Genomic DNA, 16,751 nt, shown 5'->3' with positions numbered 1-16,751 from the left:
CGAGGCCGAGAAACTTTAGCGCGCGGCGATATGGTATATCCGGCTAAGCGGAATATAAAAGGGCTTGCCGGACACTTGAAGGACCAAATAACCTACCTGCTGATCCCACACTCTAAATGTTGCTGAAACCGTCGATGCTGCTCCGCCTCCGGCATCGTAGGCCACATTGACAAGTGTTCCATCCGGTATCGGCCAGAATCCTACAGCCGTCGCGTCAATATTTTGAGCTTCCATTTTTGCTCCTCTGCGTGGTACCTCAGAATACCATTCCATGGAAGGTTAACGTCAGGAGGCCAGCCAATGCCAGAGCGCGTACAACGGCGCAATTGCAGACAAGATCACCCAAGCGAAGATGAAAATAAGCACAGGTAATACGAAAGGCATAGGCAGGCCGAAGTCATTGTGTTTTTCTTCATAGATGCTGCGCTGACGATCGTCGTTCATGGTGTTACCTCTAACCTTCTTCCGTGGCGGCATTGGATACTCCCACGACCGCATCAGTTCCGCCGGGTAGTGTCGCAGGAACGTGCGCGCGAACTCAGGATCTTCGCACCCGAGCCAATCATCCCATTCGTCCCACGGCATGGAACGCGCAACAACTGAGCGCGCAGACCGATACCGTGGGTGGAGTCGAATTTTCCGAATAGAACCATTTGGTAACCGAAATCGCTACTTAAATGAAACGTTGTTCGTCATTTTATTACAGAGAGAATTTCACGTTCCAACACACCTGTAGCCGCACACTCTGTGGCTTGGCCATTTCGATTTGAAGGGAACGCACTAGAATTTCCCGAATTGAATGAAATGCTGTCCGATCCAGATTGAGGGATATTGTTCGCCGCGGCCGTCGCAGTAATTTGCCGTTGGACCACGTAGCGAGTACTTGCGGTAACCCTTGTTTGGTTTGTCGTTACTTCTTCGAAGATGAGATTAACGCGCCCCTCAAGTGAGAGACGGCGACTTATGTAAAACAAGCCATTCCCATTCATAACTTCATATTGTTGGTGCGCACTGGCCCCCGCAAAATCATAGGTTCGCTCACCGCGGGCATTTTTGACATATGAAGTCACACGGCCGCAGTCTATGTATTTCTCGGGATTCCCGCTATAACTAACATTGATAAGGCCAGATGCCTTGTCAAGATTATTGATGACGAAGAATTGCTTTCCCAGTTCTGGAACGCTACTGCTCCAGACTACGTCTCGCGGCTTGTCGATGATCTTGGAATTGTTCGCAGAGCCCAGCTGGACTGAAGGACGAACGTAGTCTACCTTCCCAGCGCACGCGGTCAAGAGGAAGAGAATCAACAGTGGCAAGGTCTGGTTCATTTTCTGCCCTCCAAAAAGAGATTTGAGTTGGAAGCAACTTTTGCGGAATAACCTTAGCACGCTGTGACCGCTAAGTGATAAATTCTGGCCCACCTCCGCCGAGGCAGCGCCGGATAGTCAAGACCTGAGTTATTGATTAGAGCTAGTGGACATATAAGACTCCAGCCACGCACGGCCAGCCCGCTCAGCCCAAGCCAATGCATCTCGCTCATCATCGAAATTGGTTTCCTTCGAATTTTGAGAGTGAATGACCTGATCGATTGGCGCTCCCTTGGCTCGAATGGTAAATCGTCCGCCATGTCCTCCGCCACTCGCATTAGTGGTGAGACATTCAATAATGTATGCATCAACCTCGATTGTTCTATGCACGCGACCTGGACGGGACATATATTGCCTCCTTGGACTTAAGTTTCGAATGTCTGCGGGCAAGGCGGGATAACCGATCCTACTTCCGCACGTTCTGATGAATATCTATGGTCATTAGGTGAGTGGGAATGAAGGCGGCCCCTTTCGTCGTTCGCAGATCGGATTGTCCAGGCCAGTCGGCTGATGGGTTCCAATCTGTGGCAGGCCTAGCCTACCGCCTTCCATCTTATGCTCCAGCTATCCAGCCTTTGCACCATGCATTGCTGACACGCCGCTTGGTAGGCTCCTCCTCATCGCGGCTAAAGTCCTACTCACGATGTCAAGTCGCCAATTTGATGTTTTTCCCGAAGTACCCGTAGGCTAGGCGCTCACCAGTGTCAGCTGGTGCGAAGGGTGAGGGAATTCAAAAATTTGGCCAACAGGCACCTCCTTTTCGTTTTCCCGGTAAGGGAAAAGTCAGTGTGCGCCTAACTCAGCAGTAAGGCAACTTAAGACCCACGATTTTATGCACAACGGTTTTTTTGTCCGTTGTGCGCATCGCCGTTCCGGTTCGATTCCGGCTCGGGGCACCAGTACCCACGCGGGTTTCCCGCTCATCATTAGCTACAGCCAAGCATTTGCTTTTTTCCGCAAATTGGCATTTTTCCGCAAAAACCAAGTGGCCAAGCCGATCCTGCTACCATGGCAACGGACGAAAAAAAGACCTTGTAAACCCGTCAAGATGAGCTAGTCTGAAGGTGTCGCGGACAAAGACGCGATCGGATTTGGCGATCCGAATACATACGGCGGACGACCGCCAACAGGCGGTATTTTTTCGTCCATGCTACGCTGTCCATGAGCGGCAGTAGCGGGGATACCTTCGGGTATGCCAGTTGCCGTGTGTGCTGGTTCGCCAACCCTGCTACCTGCCGCTCCCCCTCGTTTGGCGACGAGACTGCGGCCTTCACACACGGAGGTCATCATGTCTAAGCATTACCCGCCACCACCCGATCATCCGGTATCTGTCCTCGGCGCCTTAGAAGCGCGTCTGCTTAAGCTGTTCCGCAAACTGAACGAAAACCAGAAACGGCTTTACCTGTCCGTCCTGGAATCGGTCGGCAGCAGTATTCCCCGCCACCCGGTGGCTATCCGCATGGCGCGCGGAGGTGTGCAATGAAGCCCGCAACCCCGAAGCCACGCCGTATCCGGAAATTCGACGACCTCTCATTTACCAAGCGTGATGCAAAAGGCGTTATGTTGAGCTGGTTCATGCCGAATCGTGAAAATAGCTGGCATGAACACTACGGCATCGGAGAAACCTGGTTTGACGAGGTAGCTCAACTCGCACGTGTCAAGCCGGAGATGGCCTACAGGACAATGAAATACGCGGCTAGGGAGGCGTGTACCAAATATGGCGATTACGGCCACTCTGACGGCTTCTTCGACATGATGGCGCGCTGGGCACTCGTGGCGATTCTGGCAAATGACAAACTTCCTGAGATACCGTTCAAAATCACCGAAATGGGCATTCCACCGCGTGAAGGCATGGACTTCTGGCTAGCAAGGGAAGGTAAGGAAGATGAATCTGCACCCAATCCCTATGCTGCTTCTGGCGCGCGTTACAAAGATACGGCTATTCGGACCGTCCGCTTGGCCGCAATCAACGGGAATCGAGTGGCGACGCCGCACCTTGAAACCGGAGGCGCACCATGACCACCGGCGCTGTAATTCAAATCTCCCAGGTACGTGCGGCAAAAGAAGCAACTGCCGCAGCAAAACATGGTGAACGCTTCCTATTGGAGATGTCCACTGCCGACGCGGAATTTTTCTCGTACTTCTACCAGCATGGGCACGAAAAGTCAGCGCTACGTCTTCTGGCAATCTCGAAAGGGGAATGGTACTGGCAGCCGGAATGGCACAAGCCCGGTAGCCGGCCTAACTTGTGGGTTACTGAAGGCGAAGCCGAATTTCTCTCGTACTTGCATCGCAAGGGCCATGTGGCCGCCGCGCGGCAGCTGATGAAGGCCGTCAACAAGCCGTTGCCAGGCGAAGAACGGCGATGGGGGAAAGTACTTCCGATCCCGCCTAAAGCGAGCGCATGTCCGTCAGTGTCGGGAGGTACATCATGAGCCCCTTGGACGATAAGGAAGACTTCGCCCCCGGCGTACAGTTACACAAGGGCCTCGATGCCGATAGCTACATAGGGCATGTGTCGGCCTTGCTGGCTGCAGGCTTGGTAAAGCCCGAAGAAATGCCGGGCACTACACCTGGACTGCCGGCTAGGTCAGTGGTTTTTTTTGCGGACGACCCCACTCCGCGAGACGGGCGCTACGGCGGCCCGCGCAGGAAGGCTGCCGGCGAAAAACATATCCATCTCCTTCGCAAGGGCATATGCTCGCTCCGCATCTACGTAGACAAAACGGAGGCGACCAGACGCTTTAACGAAGCACTGCTAAGGCATGCGCGAAAGTATGGGGACCAGGGCGGATTGCCGTCACTCGAGATTCAGCAGCAGGCAACCCGCGCGGGTAACGTCATCGACTTTGCAGCGTATAAGGCACGGAACGTAGAAAGCAGGAGGGTGCAATGGTGATAGAACTCACGCCCTCAGAAGCCCGTGTGCTCGCCGCGTATCGAGCAATGGATAGTCGAGCAAAGGATGAATCTATGAGATTCGTGTTGAGGCAGGCTCGAAATTGGCCAGCGCCGCCTCCGCCGCCCTTGCTGCGCCTTATCCGGGGAGGCACATTATGAATGCCGCCCTCACACCTTCCGAGGCAAGGGCCTTAGCCGCCTATCGGCTCATGGACCAAGAGAGCCGTCATTACATACTCGATCACATGGAGGATCTGGCTCGTGAGTTCCCGTGCGACCGGCCACCCCGGCTGCGCCTGGTCACGAATAAATCGCACCACACGCCAACCGCATTGGGAGACGCATCATGACTACCGAACTCAAGCCCGCTGAACGACGCTTGTTGGAAGCCTTCAGGACCATGGACCGCCGCGCCAAGAGGCAGACCTTACTAATCACGAAGCGCCTGGCGGCGAATTGGCCGTGTGGTGCCGCCAAAGCGGCGATGCGTGAAAGAGCGCAAAATTGCGCCGCCAGCTAGCGACGACTAGTTGAAAAAACGCCCGCGCGCAGCGGGCCAAAGTCCTCAGAACCACCACTAGTGTGCAGCAGCCGTATTGACCTTGCTCAACAATCCGGCGGCAGTTTGATGTGCATCAAAGGCATGCCATTTCAGCGGTAACGCGGTCTAAACTGAAGTTTGCAGCAAGGTGTGATTACTGATGGTGATTCGATGGGCGACGCTCGCAATACTGAGGAGGCGCGACTCCTTGCCGCCTTCCGAGACCTCGACACGGTCCGGCAGGCGGAGATTTTGCACGCTCTTGAGCTTCAGGCCCAAGCGAATAACCTTGCAAAGCGCGTAGCCACTCAACCGGATGCGGTGGAATTGGACCTCATCGATAAGCTGGCGCTGGCGATCTCGAAAAGATCTACCCCAAGAATCTCTCTCGAAATTGACTTATGGGATATGGCGATGATTGCGGCCTACTTGAAACGCGATCCCAAGGTTGTTCGCGAACGCATGGCCTGTTTGCCGTCTTTTCCGAAGGCCATCCGCTTACCGACAACGACTGGGCGGGCACAGCCGCTTTACAAGGCAATCGAGGTAATTGCTTGGGCTGAGAAGCAAAAGGAAAAGAATTAAGCCTTCGTGTGCTTGGGTCGGCAGTTTTCAAGTCCATCGCCATATGTCGCGAAATCAATAACTTACATTAATCTTAGTTCCGCAGGAGGGCAGTTTTAGCGTCAAACTAGCCCTTGTAAATAGCGCCTCATCCATTCGAGTTACGGAACTGGGATTTGTGGCCTTTCCACGCGTCTCAACAGTGATTACACTGACGAAATATTATTGCTTTTCGTCAGGAGATACGGCGTGAAATTTTCCGAACGGTATGGTTACTCAGCGGTACAAAGTGCGTTCCAGCGAGAATCGGTCGACCATGGACTCCGAACTCAGCTGTGGAACATCCTGAAGGTAAGGATCTGGGATCGCTACAACCGTTACCAGGCATATGATCTGTCCTCAAGAATCGACGGGCTCTTGCAGCGTCTTTGGTTTGACCACTTTAACAAAGATTTGGACGAACTACCTGACTTCCATGGACAAGACGGCGCCTATGAATTTCTCAAAGACCATTTTTTTGGTTGTGACTGGTACGAGGTATATGATTTCTTAGAAGCACTTGCCTCAGACCAAGGCTACCTATTTGACGAAAGTTCGAGACGATGGATTAACGAAGTTCTAGAGAAGCAAAATGCCGCATACCGCTTCGTAAGTGACCAAATAGTTGAGATAACCGATAAGACGGAAATTAATTCAATCGAAGAGGCCTTAGAAGCCGCCGACGCCTCATCACGCGCGCATATAGAGACTGCACTTCGGATGCTCAGCAATAAAGAACAACCCGACTACCGAAATTCAGTCAAGGAGTCAATCTCCGCAGTAGAGGCGGCGTGTCGGATTGTCACCAATAGCCCTTCCGCTACCCTTGGGGCAGCCCTAAAGCGCGTGAAAAACCTCCATCCAGCAATGTCAGGAGCATTCTCGCAACTCTACGGCTACACAAACGATGAATCCGGAATTCGGCACGCATTGTCGGATGAGTCAGATATCACCTATGAAGATGCTAAGTTCATGCTCGTTGCATGCTCAGCATTCGTATCGTATCTGATGGTTGCAACGCGTAAAAATTAGCGTTCAGGATTGTGATTCCTGTTGTCGTGGGTTCGAGCCCCCCTCTAGATGGGCTATGAACCTGTACAGACTTTCCTGTTAGCGCGCGAAATGTGGCGTTAAAACGACTTTCCGTACTTTTTCCGCACCTGAAAACACAAAGGGCCTGCGAATATCGCAAGCCCTTGTTTTTACTACTGAATTCTGGTGGGAAGTGCAAGTTTCGAACTTGCGACCCCTGCAGTGTGAATGCAGTGCTCTACCCCTGAGCTAACCTCCCGAAGAAGCAGCATTATAGGCAATGCTGCGGGGAACGTCAAGCGTCGGGCGTGCGCCAGACGCAAGTGCCCTTCACGGCCTTGTCCAGGCCGTTCAGCAGGTCGTCGTGCGCGGCCAGTTCATCGTCAGACGCGCGCACGACGATGATCTCGCCCAGCGCCACCTGCTCGAGCTGGATGCCGCCGCCGGCCGCCTCGGCCACGATTTCCATGCCCAGCGAATTCTGGCCGCGGGTCATGGCCAGGTAGACGTCGGCCAGCAGCTCAGCGTCAAGCAATGCGCCGTGGAGTTTGCGGTGGGCGTTGGAGATGCCGAAGTGGTCGCACAGCGCGTCCAGCGAGTTGCGCTTGCCGGGACGCATTTCCTTTCGCTTGCACCAGCGTATCGATCACGCCGCCAATGTGATCGTCGAAGGACGGCAGCTTCAGCATCGAAAATTCGTGATTCAGGAAGCCCAGGTCGAACGGTGCGTTATGGATGATCACTTCCGCATCCCGAATGTATTCGCGCAGCTCTTCGACGATTTCGTGGAAGCGCGGCTTGTCGCTCAGGAACTCGGTGGTCAGGCCGTGCACCGCCAGTGCGCCCTCTTCCGAATCGCGATCCGGATTGATGTAGCGGTGGAAGTTATTGCCTGTCAGCGTGCGGTTGAACAACTCCACGCAGCCGATTTCGATAATGCGGTTGCCCTGCTTGGGATTGATGCCGGTAGTTTCAGTATCGAGGACGATTTGACGCATGGTTTTTCGTTATTGGTCGAGGCGGGGCGAAGTATAGCAGCTCACTTGCGGCGTACTGATTCCACGCCCAGGTTCGCCAGCTGGTCGGCGCGTTCGTTACCGGGGTGGCCGTTGTGGCCGCGCACCCAGCGCCAGTCCACCTTGTGCACGGACTGCGCCTGGTCCAGCGCCTGCCACAGGTCGGCATTCTTCACCGGTTCCTTGGTCGACGTTTTCCAGCCGCGCGATTTCCAGCCGTGAATCCACTCGCTGATGCCCTTCTGGACGTACTGGCTGTCCGTGTGCAGTACCACTTCGCAGGGGCGCTTCAGCGCCTTCAGCGATTCGATCACTGCCGTCAGCTCCATGCGGTTATTGGTGGTGTTCAGCTCTCCGCCATACATTTCCTTCTTCGCTTCGCCCGCAACCATGAGGGCGCCCCATCCGCCGACGCCGGGATTCCCCTTGCACGCGCCGTCGGTAAAAATCTCAACCTTGTCCATCCAACCGTTCTCTGTGTTTGTTTGTGGCCGGCACCGCCATCGGTGCCTTCGCCGATTTACGTGATTTCGCCGGGCCGATCAGGCGCATGCCCTTGACCCGCTTGATTGCCTGCACCATATACACCGCCCCAAAGAACGGCCAGTAGCGCGGACCGGCGCGATCCATGAAGGCAAAGCGCTGCAGCCAGCGTTCAGTACGGGCAGCGGGCGCGTAGCAGCCGAAATGGCTCTCGCTCACGCCCATATTCAGCAATTTTAACCAGTCCTTGACGCGCGGCATAGAGATGAACTCTCCGGCGCCCGGCAGGTAGTGGGCGCCGGCGATGCGCGCCGTCACCTGGCGCATGCCCCACAGGCTGGCTGGATTGAAGCCGACGATGATCAGCTGGCCCTCAGGCATCAGCACACGCTCCACTTCGCGCAGCAACTGGTGCGGGTCGGGCGCGAATTCCAGTACATGAGGCATGACGACCAGGTCCAGGCTCTGCGTGGCGAACGGCAACTCAGCGTGGTCAAAGGTCACGGCCACGGGACGCTGGGACTCGCCATGCAGGCGCAGGCGCGTATCGGCCAGCCATTTATTGGGCATGCGGTTGGCGGCCAGCGCGTCGATCTGGGGCATGCCGATCTGCACGGCGTTGAAACCGAAGATATCGGCCACCAGCGAATCCAGGCACACTTGTTCCCAGGCACGCACGTAAGCACCCGGCGGCGTTTGCAACCAGTTGTCCAGCGCTATAATGGATTTTTCGGATGCGGCGCTATCCATGCGATCCCTTTGAGCCAATGACCAATCCAGTTTCCGTTCTCACCGTTCCCGCTTTCCAAGACAATTATCTGTGGCTGATCCACGACGGAAAACACGCCGTGGCCGTCGACCCCGGTGATGCGGCGCCAATACTTGCCGCACTGAATGATCACGGACTGGTACTTACCGCCATTCTACTCACCCACCACCATGCTGACCACATCGGCGGCGTGCCCCAATTATTGCAGCATTACGAGGTTCCCGTATTCGGACCTGAAAATGACGCCATCGCTGCCGTCACCGATCCGCTTGCTGAAGGCGACCATTTGAAGGTGCCCGGGCTGGATCTGGAGCTGCGCGTGCTGGATGTACCGGGCCATACGCGCGGCCATATCGCCTATGTGCGCGATGGCGCCGAGCCCTGGGTCTTCTGTGGCGATACGCTGTTTGCGGGCGGCTGCGGACGCTTGTTCGAAGGCACGCCGGAGCAAATGACTTCCTCGCTCGGCAAACTGGCCGCACTGCCGGCTGAAACCAAGGTGTTCTGCGCGCACGAGTATACGCTGTCGAACTTGCGCTTTGCACTGACGGTGGAGCCGGGCAACGAGTTCCTGCAGCAGCGCTGGCACGATGAATCGTCCAAGCGCGAACGCGGCATGCCGACGGTGCCGAGCACGATCGGCCTGGAACGCGCCACCAATCCTTTCCTGCGCAGCTGGGAGCCGGCCATCGGCGAACTGCTGGCGGCTGAGGGAAGAGTGGCGCCCAACGCATCGCCGCTGGCAGTGTTTGCAGCTTTGAGGCAGTGGAAGAATAACTTCTGAACGGGAGTCCTATGCAGAGCAAAGTCGTCCGCTTTTACTTCGATCCGATCAGCCCTTTCGCGTGGCTGGCCACCAGGCAGATCGAGCGCATCGAGTCGGTTGGCGTGGTGGTGGAGATGGAACCGGTGCTATTTGCAGCCATGCTCAATGCAAATGGGCAGAAAGGTCCGGCCGAGATTCCGTCCAAGCGCGAACAGACTTTCCGTGATGTGATGCGGCTGGCGGATGCCAAGGGGCTGGAGTTTGTGGGTCCGCCGGGGCATCCCTTCAATCCCCTGCCCGGTTTGCGCATGGCGACGGCCATCGGCGATCGTCGCGCGCGGATTCGCTTTGTGGTGGCGATGTTCGCGGCATGCTGGGAGGGCGGACGGGATGTGTCCAATGTGGATGTGCTGCGTTCGGTGGCTGCGGACTGCGATCTGGATGGGGAGGCGCTGGTGGCGGCATGCGGTTCGCCTGAAGTCAAACAGGCGCTGGCTGCAGCGACCGATCGCGCGCTGGCCGCGGGCGTGTTTGGCGTGCCGACGTTTGAGTATGAGGGTGAACTGTTCTGGGGCGCGGACCGCATCGATTATCTGATGCGGCGGATTGCCGGACATCGTATCGACGAAGAGCGCCTCAAACGCTTCCTCGATCAGCCACCTCTCGCGACGCGCCGCGTTTGATAAAGCGCCGCCGGCTTCTGCCGAAAACCCACGGCATGAAACAGGTGTCTGCCACGATGTGGCAGACACCAGGTTTGGGCCGTGGGTTTTAAATCTCTTCGTACAGCGGCAAGGTGAGGAATTCTTCGAACGCTTCCGACGTCGACATCTTCTCGAAAATCTGCGCCGCGCGTCCGTAGTTCGGGCTCGAACCATCCGGCGCCGCTTCCTTCACCTTCGCCAGCTCTTCGGGAATCATCGCGCGCACCATTTCGGCGGTGACCTTGCGTCCATCTTCCAGCACGCCCTTCGGCGTACGGATCCACTGCCACACCTGCGAGCGCGAGATCTCGGCGGTAGCGGCGTCCTCCATCAGGTTGTGGATAGGCACGCAGCCATTGCCGCCCAGCCAGCTGCCCAGGTAATGGATGCCGACGTTGATGTTGTAGCGCAGGCCCGCTTCGGTGATCGGAGTTTCAGGCTTGAAATCCAGCAGATCGGCGCCCTTCACGTCCACGTCCGGACGCTGCTTGGAAATTTGGTTCGGCGCGTCGCCCAGCACTTTCTTGAACTCGGTCATGGCCAGGTCGACCAGGCCCGGGTGCGCGACCCAGCCGCCGTCGTAGCCATCGGTCGCATCGCGCGCCTTGTCGGTGCGCACGCCGCCCATGGCGACTTCGTTCTTCTCCGGATCGTTCTTGATCGGGATCAGTGCAGACATGCCGCCGATCGCCGGTGCATTGCGCTTGTGGCAGGTCTTCAGCAACAGCAGCGCGTAGGCACGCATGAAGGGCGACGTCATCGTAACTTTCGGACGGTCGGCCAGGCAGAAGTCCTTATCCAGCTTGAACTTCTTGATGCAGCTGAAGATATAGTCCCAGCGGCCGGCGTTCAGGCCCGAGCTGTGCTCGCGCAGTTCGTACAGGATTTCATCCATTTCGAAGGCTGCGAGAATCGTTTCGATCAGCACCGTGGCCTTGATCGTGCCTTGCGGCAGGCCCAGTTCGTCCTGGGTCATCACGAAGATATCGTTCCACAGGCGCGCTTCCAGGTGCGATTCCATCTTCGGCAGGTAGAAGTATGGACCGGCGCCGCGCGCCAGCTGCTCTTTCGCGTTGTGGACCATGAACAGGGCGAAGTCAAAGATGCCGCCGGAGATGCGCTTGCCGTCCACCAGCACGTGTTTCTCATCCAGGTGCCAGCCGCGCGGACGCACGACCAGGGTCGCGGTCTTTTCGTTCAGCTTGTACGACTTGCCGTTTTGCTCGAGCGTGATGGTCTTGCGCACGGCGTCGATCATGTTGATCTGGCCGGTGATCTGGTTGTTCCAGTTCGGGGTGTTCGAATCCTCGAAGTCGGTCATGTAGGCGTCCGCGCCCGAGTTCAGCGCGTTGATGACCATCTTGCGCTCAACGGGGCCGGTGATTTCCACGCGGCGGCATTCCAGCGCTTTCGGGATCGGTGCGATGGTCCAGTCGCCATTACGGATGTGTGCCGTTTCGGCGAGGAAGTCCGGACGCTCGCCGGCATCCAGGCGCTTGGCGCGGGCCACGCGCATCGCCAGCAGTTCCTGGCGGCGCGGTTCGAACGCGCGGCTCAGTTTGGCCACCAGGGCCAGGGCTTCCGGGGTCAGGATCTGCTCATATCCCGGCTTGATTTCGCCCTTGATCTCCATACCAGCTGGCAAAGTGATGCTCATAGTATTCTCCGTTGTAGTTGAGGTGTGTTTTTTCCAGTATATTGACTAAAAACATAATCAAACGAGACAAAAACGCACTTCATCTGTGCGTTTTTGTCATAGATGGGATCCTATGGGACAGTTCAGGCAGATTTCGACTTTCGTAGAAGTAGTGAACCGTGGCAGCCTCTCCGCAGCAGCGCGTGCGGAGGGCATAGCGCCCGCCGTTATCGGGCGCCGGCTGGACGCGCTGGAGCAGCGGCTGGGCGTGAAGCTCTTGCAGCGTACCACGCGCAAGCTCGCTCTGACTGATGAAGGCGCAGCTTTTCTTGAGGACTGTCAGCGCATTCTTTCCGAACTGGAAAGCGCGGAGGCGGCGGTGGCCGAACGCAGCGCGCGCGCAACAGGACACTTGCTGATCTCGGCGCCGGCGGGGTTTGGACGGCAGCATGTGGCGCCGCTGATTCCCTCCTTTGTGGCGGAGCATCGGGAAGTATCGGTCACGCTGAACCTCAACGACCGCGTGGTGGACATCATTGGCGAGGGCGTGGATGTGGCGATCCGCATCGCATCGATGTCGGACTCCAACCTGGTCAGCGTGAAGCTGGCGGACAATCAGCGCGTAGTGGTCGGCACGCCGGCCTACCTGAAGCGCTACGGCGTGCCGAAGACGCTGGACGATCTCACCAGGCACAACTGCATGCCCATTAGCAGCGAAGGCAGCCAGCGCGGCTGGACCTTCCGCGATAACGACAAGAACGTGACGCTGAAGGTGTCCGGCAATATGAGCTGCAACGACGGCGCGGTGCTGCACGACTGGGTCCTGGCCGGTAAAGGCCTGGCCTGGCGCTCGATGTGGGAAGTGGGCGGCGACATCGAAGCCGGCCGCCTGCGCACCGTGCTCGACGAATACAGCGCGCCCGGCAACGACATCTACGCCGTCTTCGCCCAGCGCCGCCACCTGCCCCTGCGCATCCGCGCCTTCGTCGACTTCCTGCGCCACACCTACGCCCAGCGCCTATGGGGTCAGGCACGTTCTGTTACATGAGGCCGTGTAGCATTTCGTGCCTGGCCCCAAAATGTAGGGGCGAAAAAAAATCCTCGGGTGCCGAGGATTTTTTGTCGTTTGATCCAGCTGTATTACAGCGGTTGGATGTTCGATGCTTGCTTGCCTTTTGGACCAGCGGTGACGTCGAAGGATACGCGTTGGTTCTCTTGCAGAGATTTGAAGCCGGTCGATTGAATCGCCGAGAAGTGCGCGAACAGATCTTCGCCGCCTTCATCAGGGGTGATAAAACCGAAACCCTTAGCGTCATTGAACCATTTTACGATACCAGTTGCCATTACAATTCCTATTACAGTTAAAAGAGCTTTCGCTCGTGATATCGTTTGAACCCAGCTGTTACTACTGAATCTAAACGATCCCGCATTATACCCAATTAGGCGTCAAAAACACGATTCTGTGAAAATAAAAATACGAATCGTGTCTTTCGTGCCCGAATGGGTCATATGTGTCACTATAGACAATATTTTGTGGCCGCGTTTGAGAAAAATCAACCGTGCGGCCGCAAAGAGAATTGTTTGTATGACAATTGCAACAGTTGCTCGACTTCCTGCTCTATTCCCTCCCAACTACGCTCCTTTCCCATCAGGGCGCGAACCTGCTGTTCGACCCGGCGCGCGTCGTCGCCAAGTGGTTTGAAGCCGAAGGAACCGGCGGAACCGGCGATGGAATGGAGGGCGTGATGCAGCTGTTCTATATGCTGCTCGCTGCCAATGGCGCCCCGGCAGAGCGCCAGCGCGTCGGCGACAGCCTGCAGGCGCTCGGGAATGCTGGCTGCGTACTTGTCGCGCAGCGCCTGCAGCCGGTCCTGGAAGGCGGGATCGACAGGACCGGTGGCCATCGTCTTACTTGGTACCGAAGATGCGGTCGCCCGCGTCGCCCAGGCCCGGAATGATGTAGGCGTGGTCGTTCAGGTGGGAGTCCAGCGAGGCGCAGTACATCTTCACGCCCGGATGGGACTTCTGGAACACCTCGATGCCTTCCGGCGCCGCCACCAGGGCCAGGAAGATGATCTGGTCGTCACCGACGCCGCGCTTCTTCAGCACGTCCACCGCGTGCACGGCCGAATTGCCGGTAGCCACCATCGGGTCGCACAGGATGAACGTACGGTCGACCAGGTCCGGCAGACGCACCAGGTATTCCACCGGCTGGTGGGTTTCAGGGTCGCGGAACACGCCGATGTGGCCGACGCGGGCGGAGGGCACCAGGTTCAGCAGGCCATCGCTCATGCCGATACCGGCGCGCAGGATGGGCACCACGGCCAGCTTGCGGCCTGCAATGACAGGCGCGTCAATTGTCATCAGCGGAGTCTCGATCTGGCGCGTGGTCAGCGGCAGGTCGCGGGTGATTTCATACCCCATCAGCAGGGTGATTTCTTTCAGCAGTTCCCGAAAGGTGCGCGTGGACGTGGCCTTGTCGCGCATATGGCTCAGCTTGTGCTGGATCAGCGGGTGGTCGGTGATGAAGAGGTTCGGGAAACGCGGATCTTGTTTCATGTGTTTTTTATACGAATTCGGTTGGTATGCCGCATTATCCCAGCCAAGGGGAAGCGCTGTCTATGGTTCGGGCGGCAAAAACAGGGCGCCCACTTTGCGCGCCAGTTCACGGATGGAGCCGTACTCGCCCTGCTGGTACCACTGCACGCTGTAGTTGAGGGCACCCACCAGCAGCAGGCGCGCCGTCCTGGCATCGGTACGCAGCAGGCCGGCCGCGTCCAGCTCGGCGATCACGACCTGCCATAAGCCGTCGTAGCGCTCTTTCTGCGCCCTCACCCGCTCCTTCAGTTCGGGGCTCAGGCAGCGCCATTCGTAGAGCAGCACTGGAATGAAGTCGTGACCTTCGCCCAGCACCATCTCCAGGTGGGCCTGGGCCAGCGCTTCGAACTTGGCGCGCGGCGGCACGCTACCGCGGGCGATTTCCTCGGCCGCCGGCAGGCTGGCCAGCAAGCCTTCCTCCATCACGGCGGCCAGCAAGTCCTGCTTGCTCTTGAAGTGGTAGAAGGGGCTGCCCGGACGCATGTGCGCGGCGTCGGCGATGTCGCGCGTGGTCGTGCCGTCGTAGCCCTTCTCGCGAAACAGGCGTGCCGCCACGCGCAGCAGCTCGCCGCGCCGGTTGGCATCGGCGGGCGGCAGGCGGGTCATGCGTTCTCGATCAGCGCGCGCTGCAGGATGGCCTCGCATTGCGTGCCGGCAGGCAGGCGCCCGAATGCGCCGCCCGGCTCGCGCGCCAGGCGCGTGGCCACGAAGGCGGAGCTGACGAAGTCCGGCGCGTGGCGCAGCAGCAGCGCCGCCTGGACCGCCAGCACCATGCGCTCGGCCAGCACACGGGCGCCGAATTCGTCGCCGTGGGCGTTGGAGAGCTCATTGAGCAGGCTGTCCACATAGCGGCTGTAGTCCGGATTGCCATGGCCGCCCAGCGCCAGTTCGGCCGCCAGCACTTCGCGCGCCTGAGGCGACTTGCCCAGCGCGCGCAGCAGGTCCAGGCACATCACATTACCCGAACCCTCCCAGATGGAATTCACCGGCAGCTCGCGGTACAGGCGCGCCAGCGCACTCTCTTCGACATAGCCGCTGCCGCCCATCACCTCCATCGCTTCCGCGCCGAAGGCGGGGCCGCGCTTGCAGATCCAGTATTTGCCGGCCGGCGTGAGCAGGCGCGCCAGGATGGCTTCCGCCGGATTGTTCATATGATCGAAGCAGCGCGCCAGGCGCATGGCGAAAACGGTGGCGGCCTCCGATTCCAGCGCCAGGTCGGCCAGCACGTTCTGCATCAGGGGCTGTTCCGCCAGCGGCTTGCCGAAGGCGCTGCGGCGCCGCGCGTGGTGCAGCGCATGGGTCAGCGCACTGCGCATGATGCCGGCCGTGCCGAGCACGCAATCGAGCCGCGTGTGGTTGCCCATTTCGAGAATGGTCGCAATGCCCCGGCCCTGCTGGCCGAGCAGCCAGCCGTAGGCGCCCGTGAATTCCACTTCGGACGAAGCGTTGGAGCGGTTGCCTACCTTGTCCTTCAACCTCTGCACGCGGATCTGGTTACGGCTCCCATCCGGCAGGTAGCGCGGCATCAGGAAGCAGGACAAACCCGCGCTGCCCGCGTCCTCCGTCTGCGCCAGCACAAGGTGGGCATCGGACTGGGGCGCCGAAAAGAAGAATTTGTGGCCTGTGATGCGGAACACCTGGTCGCCATCGCCGCCAAACAGGTCGCGCGCTTCGGACGGCGGTACCGGCTCGGCGCGCGGTGGTATTGGCGCGCACGTCCGAACCGCCCTGCTTTTCCGTCATACCCATGCCGATGATGGCGCCCCGCTTCTGGTCGATCGGCAGCGGGCGCGGGTCGTACACGCGCGAGAGGATTTTCGGCAGCCAGCGTGCCGCCAGCGCGGGCGACTGCTTCAGCGCCGGCACGCAGGCATAAGTCATCGTCACCGGGCACTGCGAGCCGTTTTCCACCTGGCCGAACAGGATGTAGCGCGCGGCCCGCGCTACCTGGGCGCCGTGGTGCTTGCCTTCCCAGGGCGAAGCGTGAGCACCGTTTTCGATCAACATTTCCATCAGCTTGTGCCAGGATGGATGGAATTCCAGTTCGTCGATACGGCGGCCACCGGAGTCGAAATTGCGCAGCTTGGGCGGATTCTCGTTGGCCTGGCGGGCCAGATCGAGCACATCCGAACTGCCCAGATCCGCGCCAAGCTCCATCAGCGACGCCATCGAAGAACCGCCGCCCTCGCGCTCCAGCGCCTCGCGCAGCGCCACGTCGCAAGTAAACAGGTTCACGTTTTCGAAAGGCCTGACCTGGTTGAATACTTCATGGGTATCAAAACGGTTCATCTCGCCCTCTTGTGGTTTGTCCGCTTGCATTAAAGGCTAGACCAAT

General features: G+C 58.4%; 20 protein-coding genes, 1 tRNA gene and 2 pseudogenes. 10 read left to right on the top strand and 13 right to left on the bottom strand.

Annotated elements, in window-relative coordinates:
- Positions 1 to 15: 15 nt before the first annotated feature.
- The 3 genes from ACHMW6_RS15455 to ACHMW6_RS15445 all read right to left on the bottom strand — a co-directional run bounded on the left by ACHMW6_RS15455 (position 16) and on the right by ACHMW6_RS15445 (position 1,328).
- Positions 16 to 234, bottom strand: coding sequence for a hypothetical protein (locus tag ACHMW6_RS15455; RefSeq protein ID WP_395407954.1), 219 nt, complete (start codon positions 232 to 234; stop codon positions 16 to 18).
- A gap of 51 nt (positions 235 to 285) precedes the next feature.
- Positions 286 to 444, bottom strand: coding sequence for a hypothetical protein (locus tag ACHMW6_RS15450; protein WP_395407953.1), 159 nt, complete (start codon positions 442 to 444; stop codon positions 286 to 288).
- Positions 445 to 692: 248 nt separating this feature from the next.
- Entirely contained in the window at positions 693 to 1,328 is a 636-nt protein-coding gene (locus tag ACHMW6_RS15445; RefSeq protein WP_395407952.1) for a hypothetical protein, read from the bottom strand.
- 1,327 nt (positions 1,329 to 2,655) lie between these two features.
- Between ACHMW6_RS15445 and ACHMW6_RS15440 the strand changes: the two genes are divergently transcribed.
- The 7 genes from ACHMW6_RS15440 to ACHMW6_RS15410 all read left to right on the top strand — a co-directional run bounded on the left by ACHMW6_RS15440 (position 2,656) and on the right by ACHMW6_RS15410 (position 6,444).
- Complete coding sequence (locus ACHMW6_RS15440) at positions 2,656 to 2,850, top strand: hypothetical protein (RefSeq protein ID WP_395407951.1); 195 nt, start codon at positions 2,656 to 2,658, stop codon at positions 2,848 to 2,850.
- Positions 2,847 to 3,386 (top strand): hypothetical protein, encoded by a 540-nt coding sequence (locus ACHMW6_RS15435; RefSeq protein ID WP_395407950.1) that lies wholly within the window; start codon positions 2,847 to 2,849, stop codon positions 3,384 to 3,386. The genes ACHMW6_RS15440 and ACHMW6_RS15435 overlap by 4 nt, the downstream gene beginning before the upstream one ends.
- Positions 3,383 to 3,802 carry a hypothetical protein gene (locus ACHMW6_RS15430; protein WP_395407949.1) on the top strand — a complete coding sequence of 140 codons (420 nt, stop codon included), beginning with the start codon at positions 3,383 to 3,385 and terminating at the stop codon, positions 3,800 to 3,802. The genes ACHMW6_RS15435 and ACHMW6_RS15430 overlap by 4 nt, the downstream gene beginning before the upstream one ends.
- The gene (locus ACHMW6_RS15425) at positions 3,799 to 4,266 is read left to right on the top strand and encodes a hypothetical protein (protein WP_395407948.1); all 468 of its coding nucleotides are present in this window, start codon (positions 3,799 to 3,801) and stop codon (positions 4,264 to 4,266) included. Before ACHMW6_RS15430 ends, ACHMW6_RS15425 begins: the two co-directional genes overlap by 4 nt.
- Positions 4,267 to 4,614: 348 nt before the next feature.
- Complete coding sequence (locus ACHMW6_RS15420; protein ID WP_395407947.1) at positions 4,615 to 4,788, top strand: hypothetical protein; 174 nt, start codon at positions 4,615 to 4,617, stop codon at positions 4,786 to 4,788.
- 171 nt (positions 4,789 to 4,959) lie between these two features.
- The gene (locus ACHMW6_RS15415; protein ID WP_395407946.1) at positions 4,960 to 5,394 is read left to right on the top strand and encodes a hypothetical protein; all 435 of its coding nucleotides are present in this window, start codon (positions 4,960 to 4,962) and stop codon (positions 5,392 to 5,394) included.
- 228 nt (positions 5,395 to 5,622) lie between these two features.
- A complete protein-coding gene (locus tag ACHMW6_RS15410; RefSeq protein ID WP_395407945.1) occupies positions 5,623 to 6,444 on the top strand; it encodes an AbiJ-NTD4 domain-containing protein in 822 nt (273 codons plus the stop codon).
- 184 nt (positions 6,445 to 6,628) lie between these two features.
- On the opposite strand, the gene ACHMW6_RS15405 is transcribed toward ACHMW6_RS15410, so the two are convergent.
- The 4 genes and pseudogenes from ACHMW6_RS15405 to ACHMW6_RS15390 all read right to left on the bottom strand — a co-directional run bounded on the left by ACHMW6_RS15405 (position 6,629) and on the right by ACHMW6_RS15390 (position 8,693).
- Positions 6,629 to 6,703 (bottom strand) — tRNA-Val (locus ACHMW6_RS15405).
- Positions 6,704 to 6,739: 36 nt separating this feature from the next.
- Positions 6,740 to 7,442: pseudogene (gene dnaQ, locus ACHMW6_RS15400) on the bottom strand (DNA polymerase III subunit epsilon).
- A gap of 41 nt (positions 7,443 to 7,483) precedes the next feature.
- Positions 7,484 to 7,924, bottom strand: a complete 441-nt coding sequence (gene rnhA, locus ACHMW6_RS15395; RefSeq protein WP_395407944.1) for a ribonuclease HI — start codon at positions 7,922 to 7,924, stop codon at positions 7,484 to 7,486.
- Positions 7,911 to 8,693, bottom strand: coding sequence for a class I SAM-dependent methyltransferase (locus ACHMW6_RS15390; RefSeq protein WP_395407943.1), 783 nt, complete (start codon positions 8,691 to 8,693; stop codon positions 7,911 to 7,913). Before ACHMW6_RS15390 ends, rnhA begins: the two co-directional genes overlap by 14 nt.
- Before the next feature lie 17 nt (positions 8,694 to 8,710).
- Here ACHMW6_RS15390 and gloB point away from each other — a divergent pair, with 17 nt between their 5' ends.
- Positions 8,711 to 9,496: a hydroxyacylglutathione hydrolase gene (gene gloB, locus ACHMW6_RS15385; RefSeq protein ID WP_395407942.1), complete on the top strand. Its 786-nt coding sequence runs from the start codon at positions 8,711 to 8,713 to the stop codon at positions 9,494 to 9,496.
- An 11-nt stretch (positions 9,497 to 9,507) separates the two neighbouring features.
- Positions 9,508 to 10,161 carry a 2-hydroxychromene-2-carboxylate isomerase gene (locus ACHMW6_RS15380; RefSeq protein ID WP_395407941.1) on the top strand — a complete coding sequence of 218 codons (654 nt, stop codon included), beginning with the start codon at positions 9,508 to 9,510 and terminating at the stop codon, positions 10,159 to 10,161.
- Between the two features lie 88 nt (positions 10,162 to 10,249).
- Here the strand turns inward: ACHMW6_RS15380 and aceB are convergent, their stop codons facing one another.
- The gene (gene aceB / locus ACHMW6_RS15375; RefSeq protein WP_395407940.1) at positions 10,250 to 11,839 is read right to left on the bottom strand and encodes a malate synthase A; all 1,590 of its coding nucleotides are present in this window, start codon (positions 11,837 to 11,839) and stop codon (positions 10,250 to 10,252) included.
- Positions 11,840 to 11,951: 112 nt separating this feature from the next.
- Between aceB and ACHMW6_RS15370 the strand changes: the two genes are divergently transcribed.
- Positions 11,952 to 12,866: a LysR family transcriptional regulator gene (locus ACHMW6_RS15370; protein WP_395407939.1), complete on the top strand. Its 915-nt coding sequence runs from the start codon at positions 11,952 to 11,954 to the stop codon at positions 12,864 to 12,866.
- 92 nt (positions 12,867 to 12,958) lie between these two features.
- Here ACHMW6_RS15370 and ACHMW6_RS15365 read toward each other — a convergent pair whose 3' ends face one another.
- The 5 genes and pseudogenes from ACHMW6_RS15365 to ACHMW6_RS15345 form a co-directional block, all read right to left on the bottom strand.
- Positions 12,959 to 13,162: a cold-shock protein gene (locus ACHMW6_RS15365; RefSeq protein WP_395407938.1), complete on the bottom strand. Its 204-nt coding sequence runs from the start codon at positions 13,160 to 13,162 to the stop codon at positions 12,959 to 12,961.
- 209 nt (positions 13,163 to 13,371) lie between these two features.
- Positions 13,372 to 13,722, bottom strand: a complete 351-nt coding sequence (locus ACHMW6_RS15360; protein WP_395407937.1) for an Hpt domain-containing protein — start codon at positions 13,720 to 13,722, stop codon at positions 13,372 to 13,374.
- 4 nt (positions 13,723 to 13,726) lie between these two features.
- Positions 13,727 to 14,377, bottom strand: a complete 651-nt coding sequence (gene upp, locus ACHMW6_RS15355) for a uracil phosphoribosyltransferase (protein ID WP_395407936.1) — start codon at positions 14,375 to 14,377, stop codon at positions 13,727 to 13,729.
- 60 nt (positions 14,378 to 14,437) lie between these two features.
- Positions 14,438 to 15,022 (bottom strand): TetR/AcrR family transcriptional regulator, encoded by a 585-nt coding sequence (locus ACHMW6_RS15350; protein WP_395407935.1) that lies wholly within the window; start codon positions 15,020 to 15,022, stop codon positions 14,438 to 14,440.
- Positions 15,019 to 16,705, bottom strand: a pseudogene (locus ACHMW6_RS15345) (isovaleryl-CoA dehydrogenase). The gene ACHMW6_RS15350 and the pseudogene ACHMW6_RS15345 overlap by 4 nt, the downstream one beginning before the upstream one ends.
- Between the last annotated feature and the right edge of the window lie 46 nt (positions 16,706 to 16,751).

The organism is Pseudoduganella sp. UC29_106 (assembly GCF_044055365.1).
In the GTDB taxonomy this organism is placed as follows: domain Bacteria; phylum Pseudomonadota; class Gammaproteobacteria; order Burkholderiales; family Burkholderiaceae_D; genus Rugamonas.
Note: the sequence above shows the minus strand (reverse complement) of the source record. Positions and strands in the feature narration are given on the sequence as shown.

What these genes read in the sequence shown, in the direction of transcription:
- ACHMW6_RS15450 (WP_395407953.1), bottom strand. Translation starts at nt 444, where the DNA reads ATGAACGACGATCGTCAGCGCAGCATCTATGAAGAAAAACACAATGAC.
- ACHMW6_RS15380 (WP_395407941.1), top strand. Translation starts at nt 9,508, where the DNA reads ATGCAGAGCAAAGTCGTCCGCTTTTACTTCGATCCGATCAGCCCTTTC.
- upp (WP_395407936.1), bottom strand. Translation starts at nt 14,377, where the DNA reads ATGAAACAAGATCCGCGTTTCCCGAACCTCTTCATCACCGACCACCCG.
- gloB (WP_395407942.1), top strand. Translation starts at nt 8,711, where the DNA reads ATGACCAATCCAGTTTCCGTTCTCACCGTTCCCGCTTTCCAAGACAAT.
- ACHMW6_RS15455 (WP_395407954.1), bottom strand. Translation starts at nt 234, where the DNA reads ATGGAAGCTCAAAATATTGACGCGACGGCTGTAGGATTCTGGCCGATA.
- ACHMW6_RS15350 (WP_395407935.1), bottom strand. Translation starts at nt 15,022, where the DNA reads ATGACCCGCCTGCCGCCCGCCGATGCCAACCGGCGCGGCGAGCTGCTG.
- ACHMW6_RS15390 (WP_395407943.1), bottom strand. Translation starts at nt 8,693, where the DNA reads ATGGATAGCGCCGCATCCGAAAAATCCATTATAGCGCTGGACAACTGG.
- ACHMW6_RS15420 (WP_395407947.1), top strand. Translation starts at nt 4,615, where the DNA reads ATGACTACCGAACTCAAGCCCGCTGAACGACGCTTGTTGGAAGCCTTC.
- ACHMW6_RS15370 (WP_395407939.1), top strand. Translation starts at nt 11,952, where the DNA reads ATGGGACAGTTCAGGCAGATTTCGACTTTCGTAGAAGTAGTGAACCGT.
- ACHMW6_RS15425 (WP_395407948.1), top strand. Translation starts at nt 3,799, where the DNA reads ATGAGCCCCTTGGACGATAAGGAAGACTTCGCCCCCGGCGTACAGTTA.
- ACHMW6_RS15360 (WP_395407937.1), bottom strand. Translation starts at nt 13,722, where the DNA reads ATGGCCACCGGTCCTGTCGATCCCGCCTTCCAGGACCGGCTGCAGGCG.
- ACHMW6_RS15365 (WP_395407938.1), bottom strand. Translation starts at nt 13,162, where the DNA reads ATGGCAACTGGTATCGTAAAATGGTTCAATGACGCTAAGGGTTTCGGT.
- ACHMW6_RS15430 (WP_395407949.1), top strand. Translation starts at nt 3,383, where the DNA reads ATGACCACCGGCGCTGTAATTCAAATCTCCCAGGTACGTGCGGCAAAA.
- ACHMW6_RS15440 (WP_395407951.1), top strand. Translation starts at nt 2,656, where the DNA reads ATGTCTAAGCATTACCCGCCACCACCCGATCATCCGGTATCTGTCCTC.
- aceB (WP_395407940.1), bottom strand. Translation starts at nt 11,839, where the DNA reads ATGAGCATCACTTTGCCAGCTGGTATGGAGATCAAGGGCGAAATCAAG.
- rnhA (WP_395407944.1), bottom strand. Translation starts at nt 7,924, where the DNA reads ATGGACAAGGTTGAGATTTTTACCGACGGCGCGTGCAAGGGGAATCCC.
- ACHMW6_RS15445 (WP_395407952.1), bottom strand. Translation starts at nt 1,328, where the DNA reads ATGAACCAGACCTTGCCACTGTTGATTCTCTTCCTCTTGACCGCGTGC.
- ACHMW6_RS15435 (WP_395407950.1), top strand. Translation starts at nt 2,847, where the DNA reads ATGAAGCCCGCAACCCCGAAGCCACGCCGTATCCGGAAATTCGACGAC.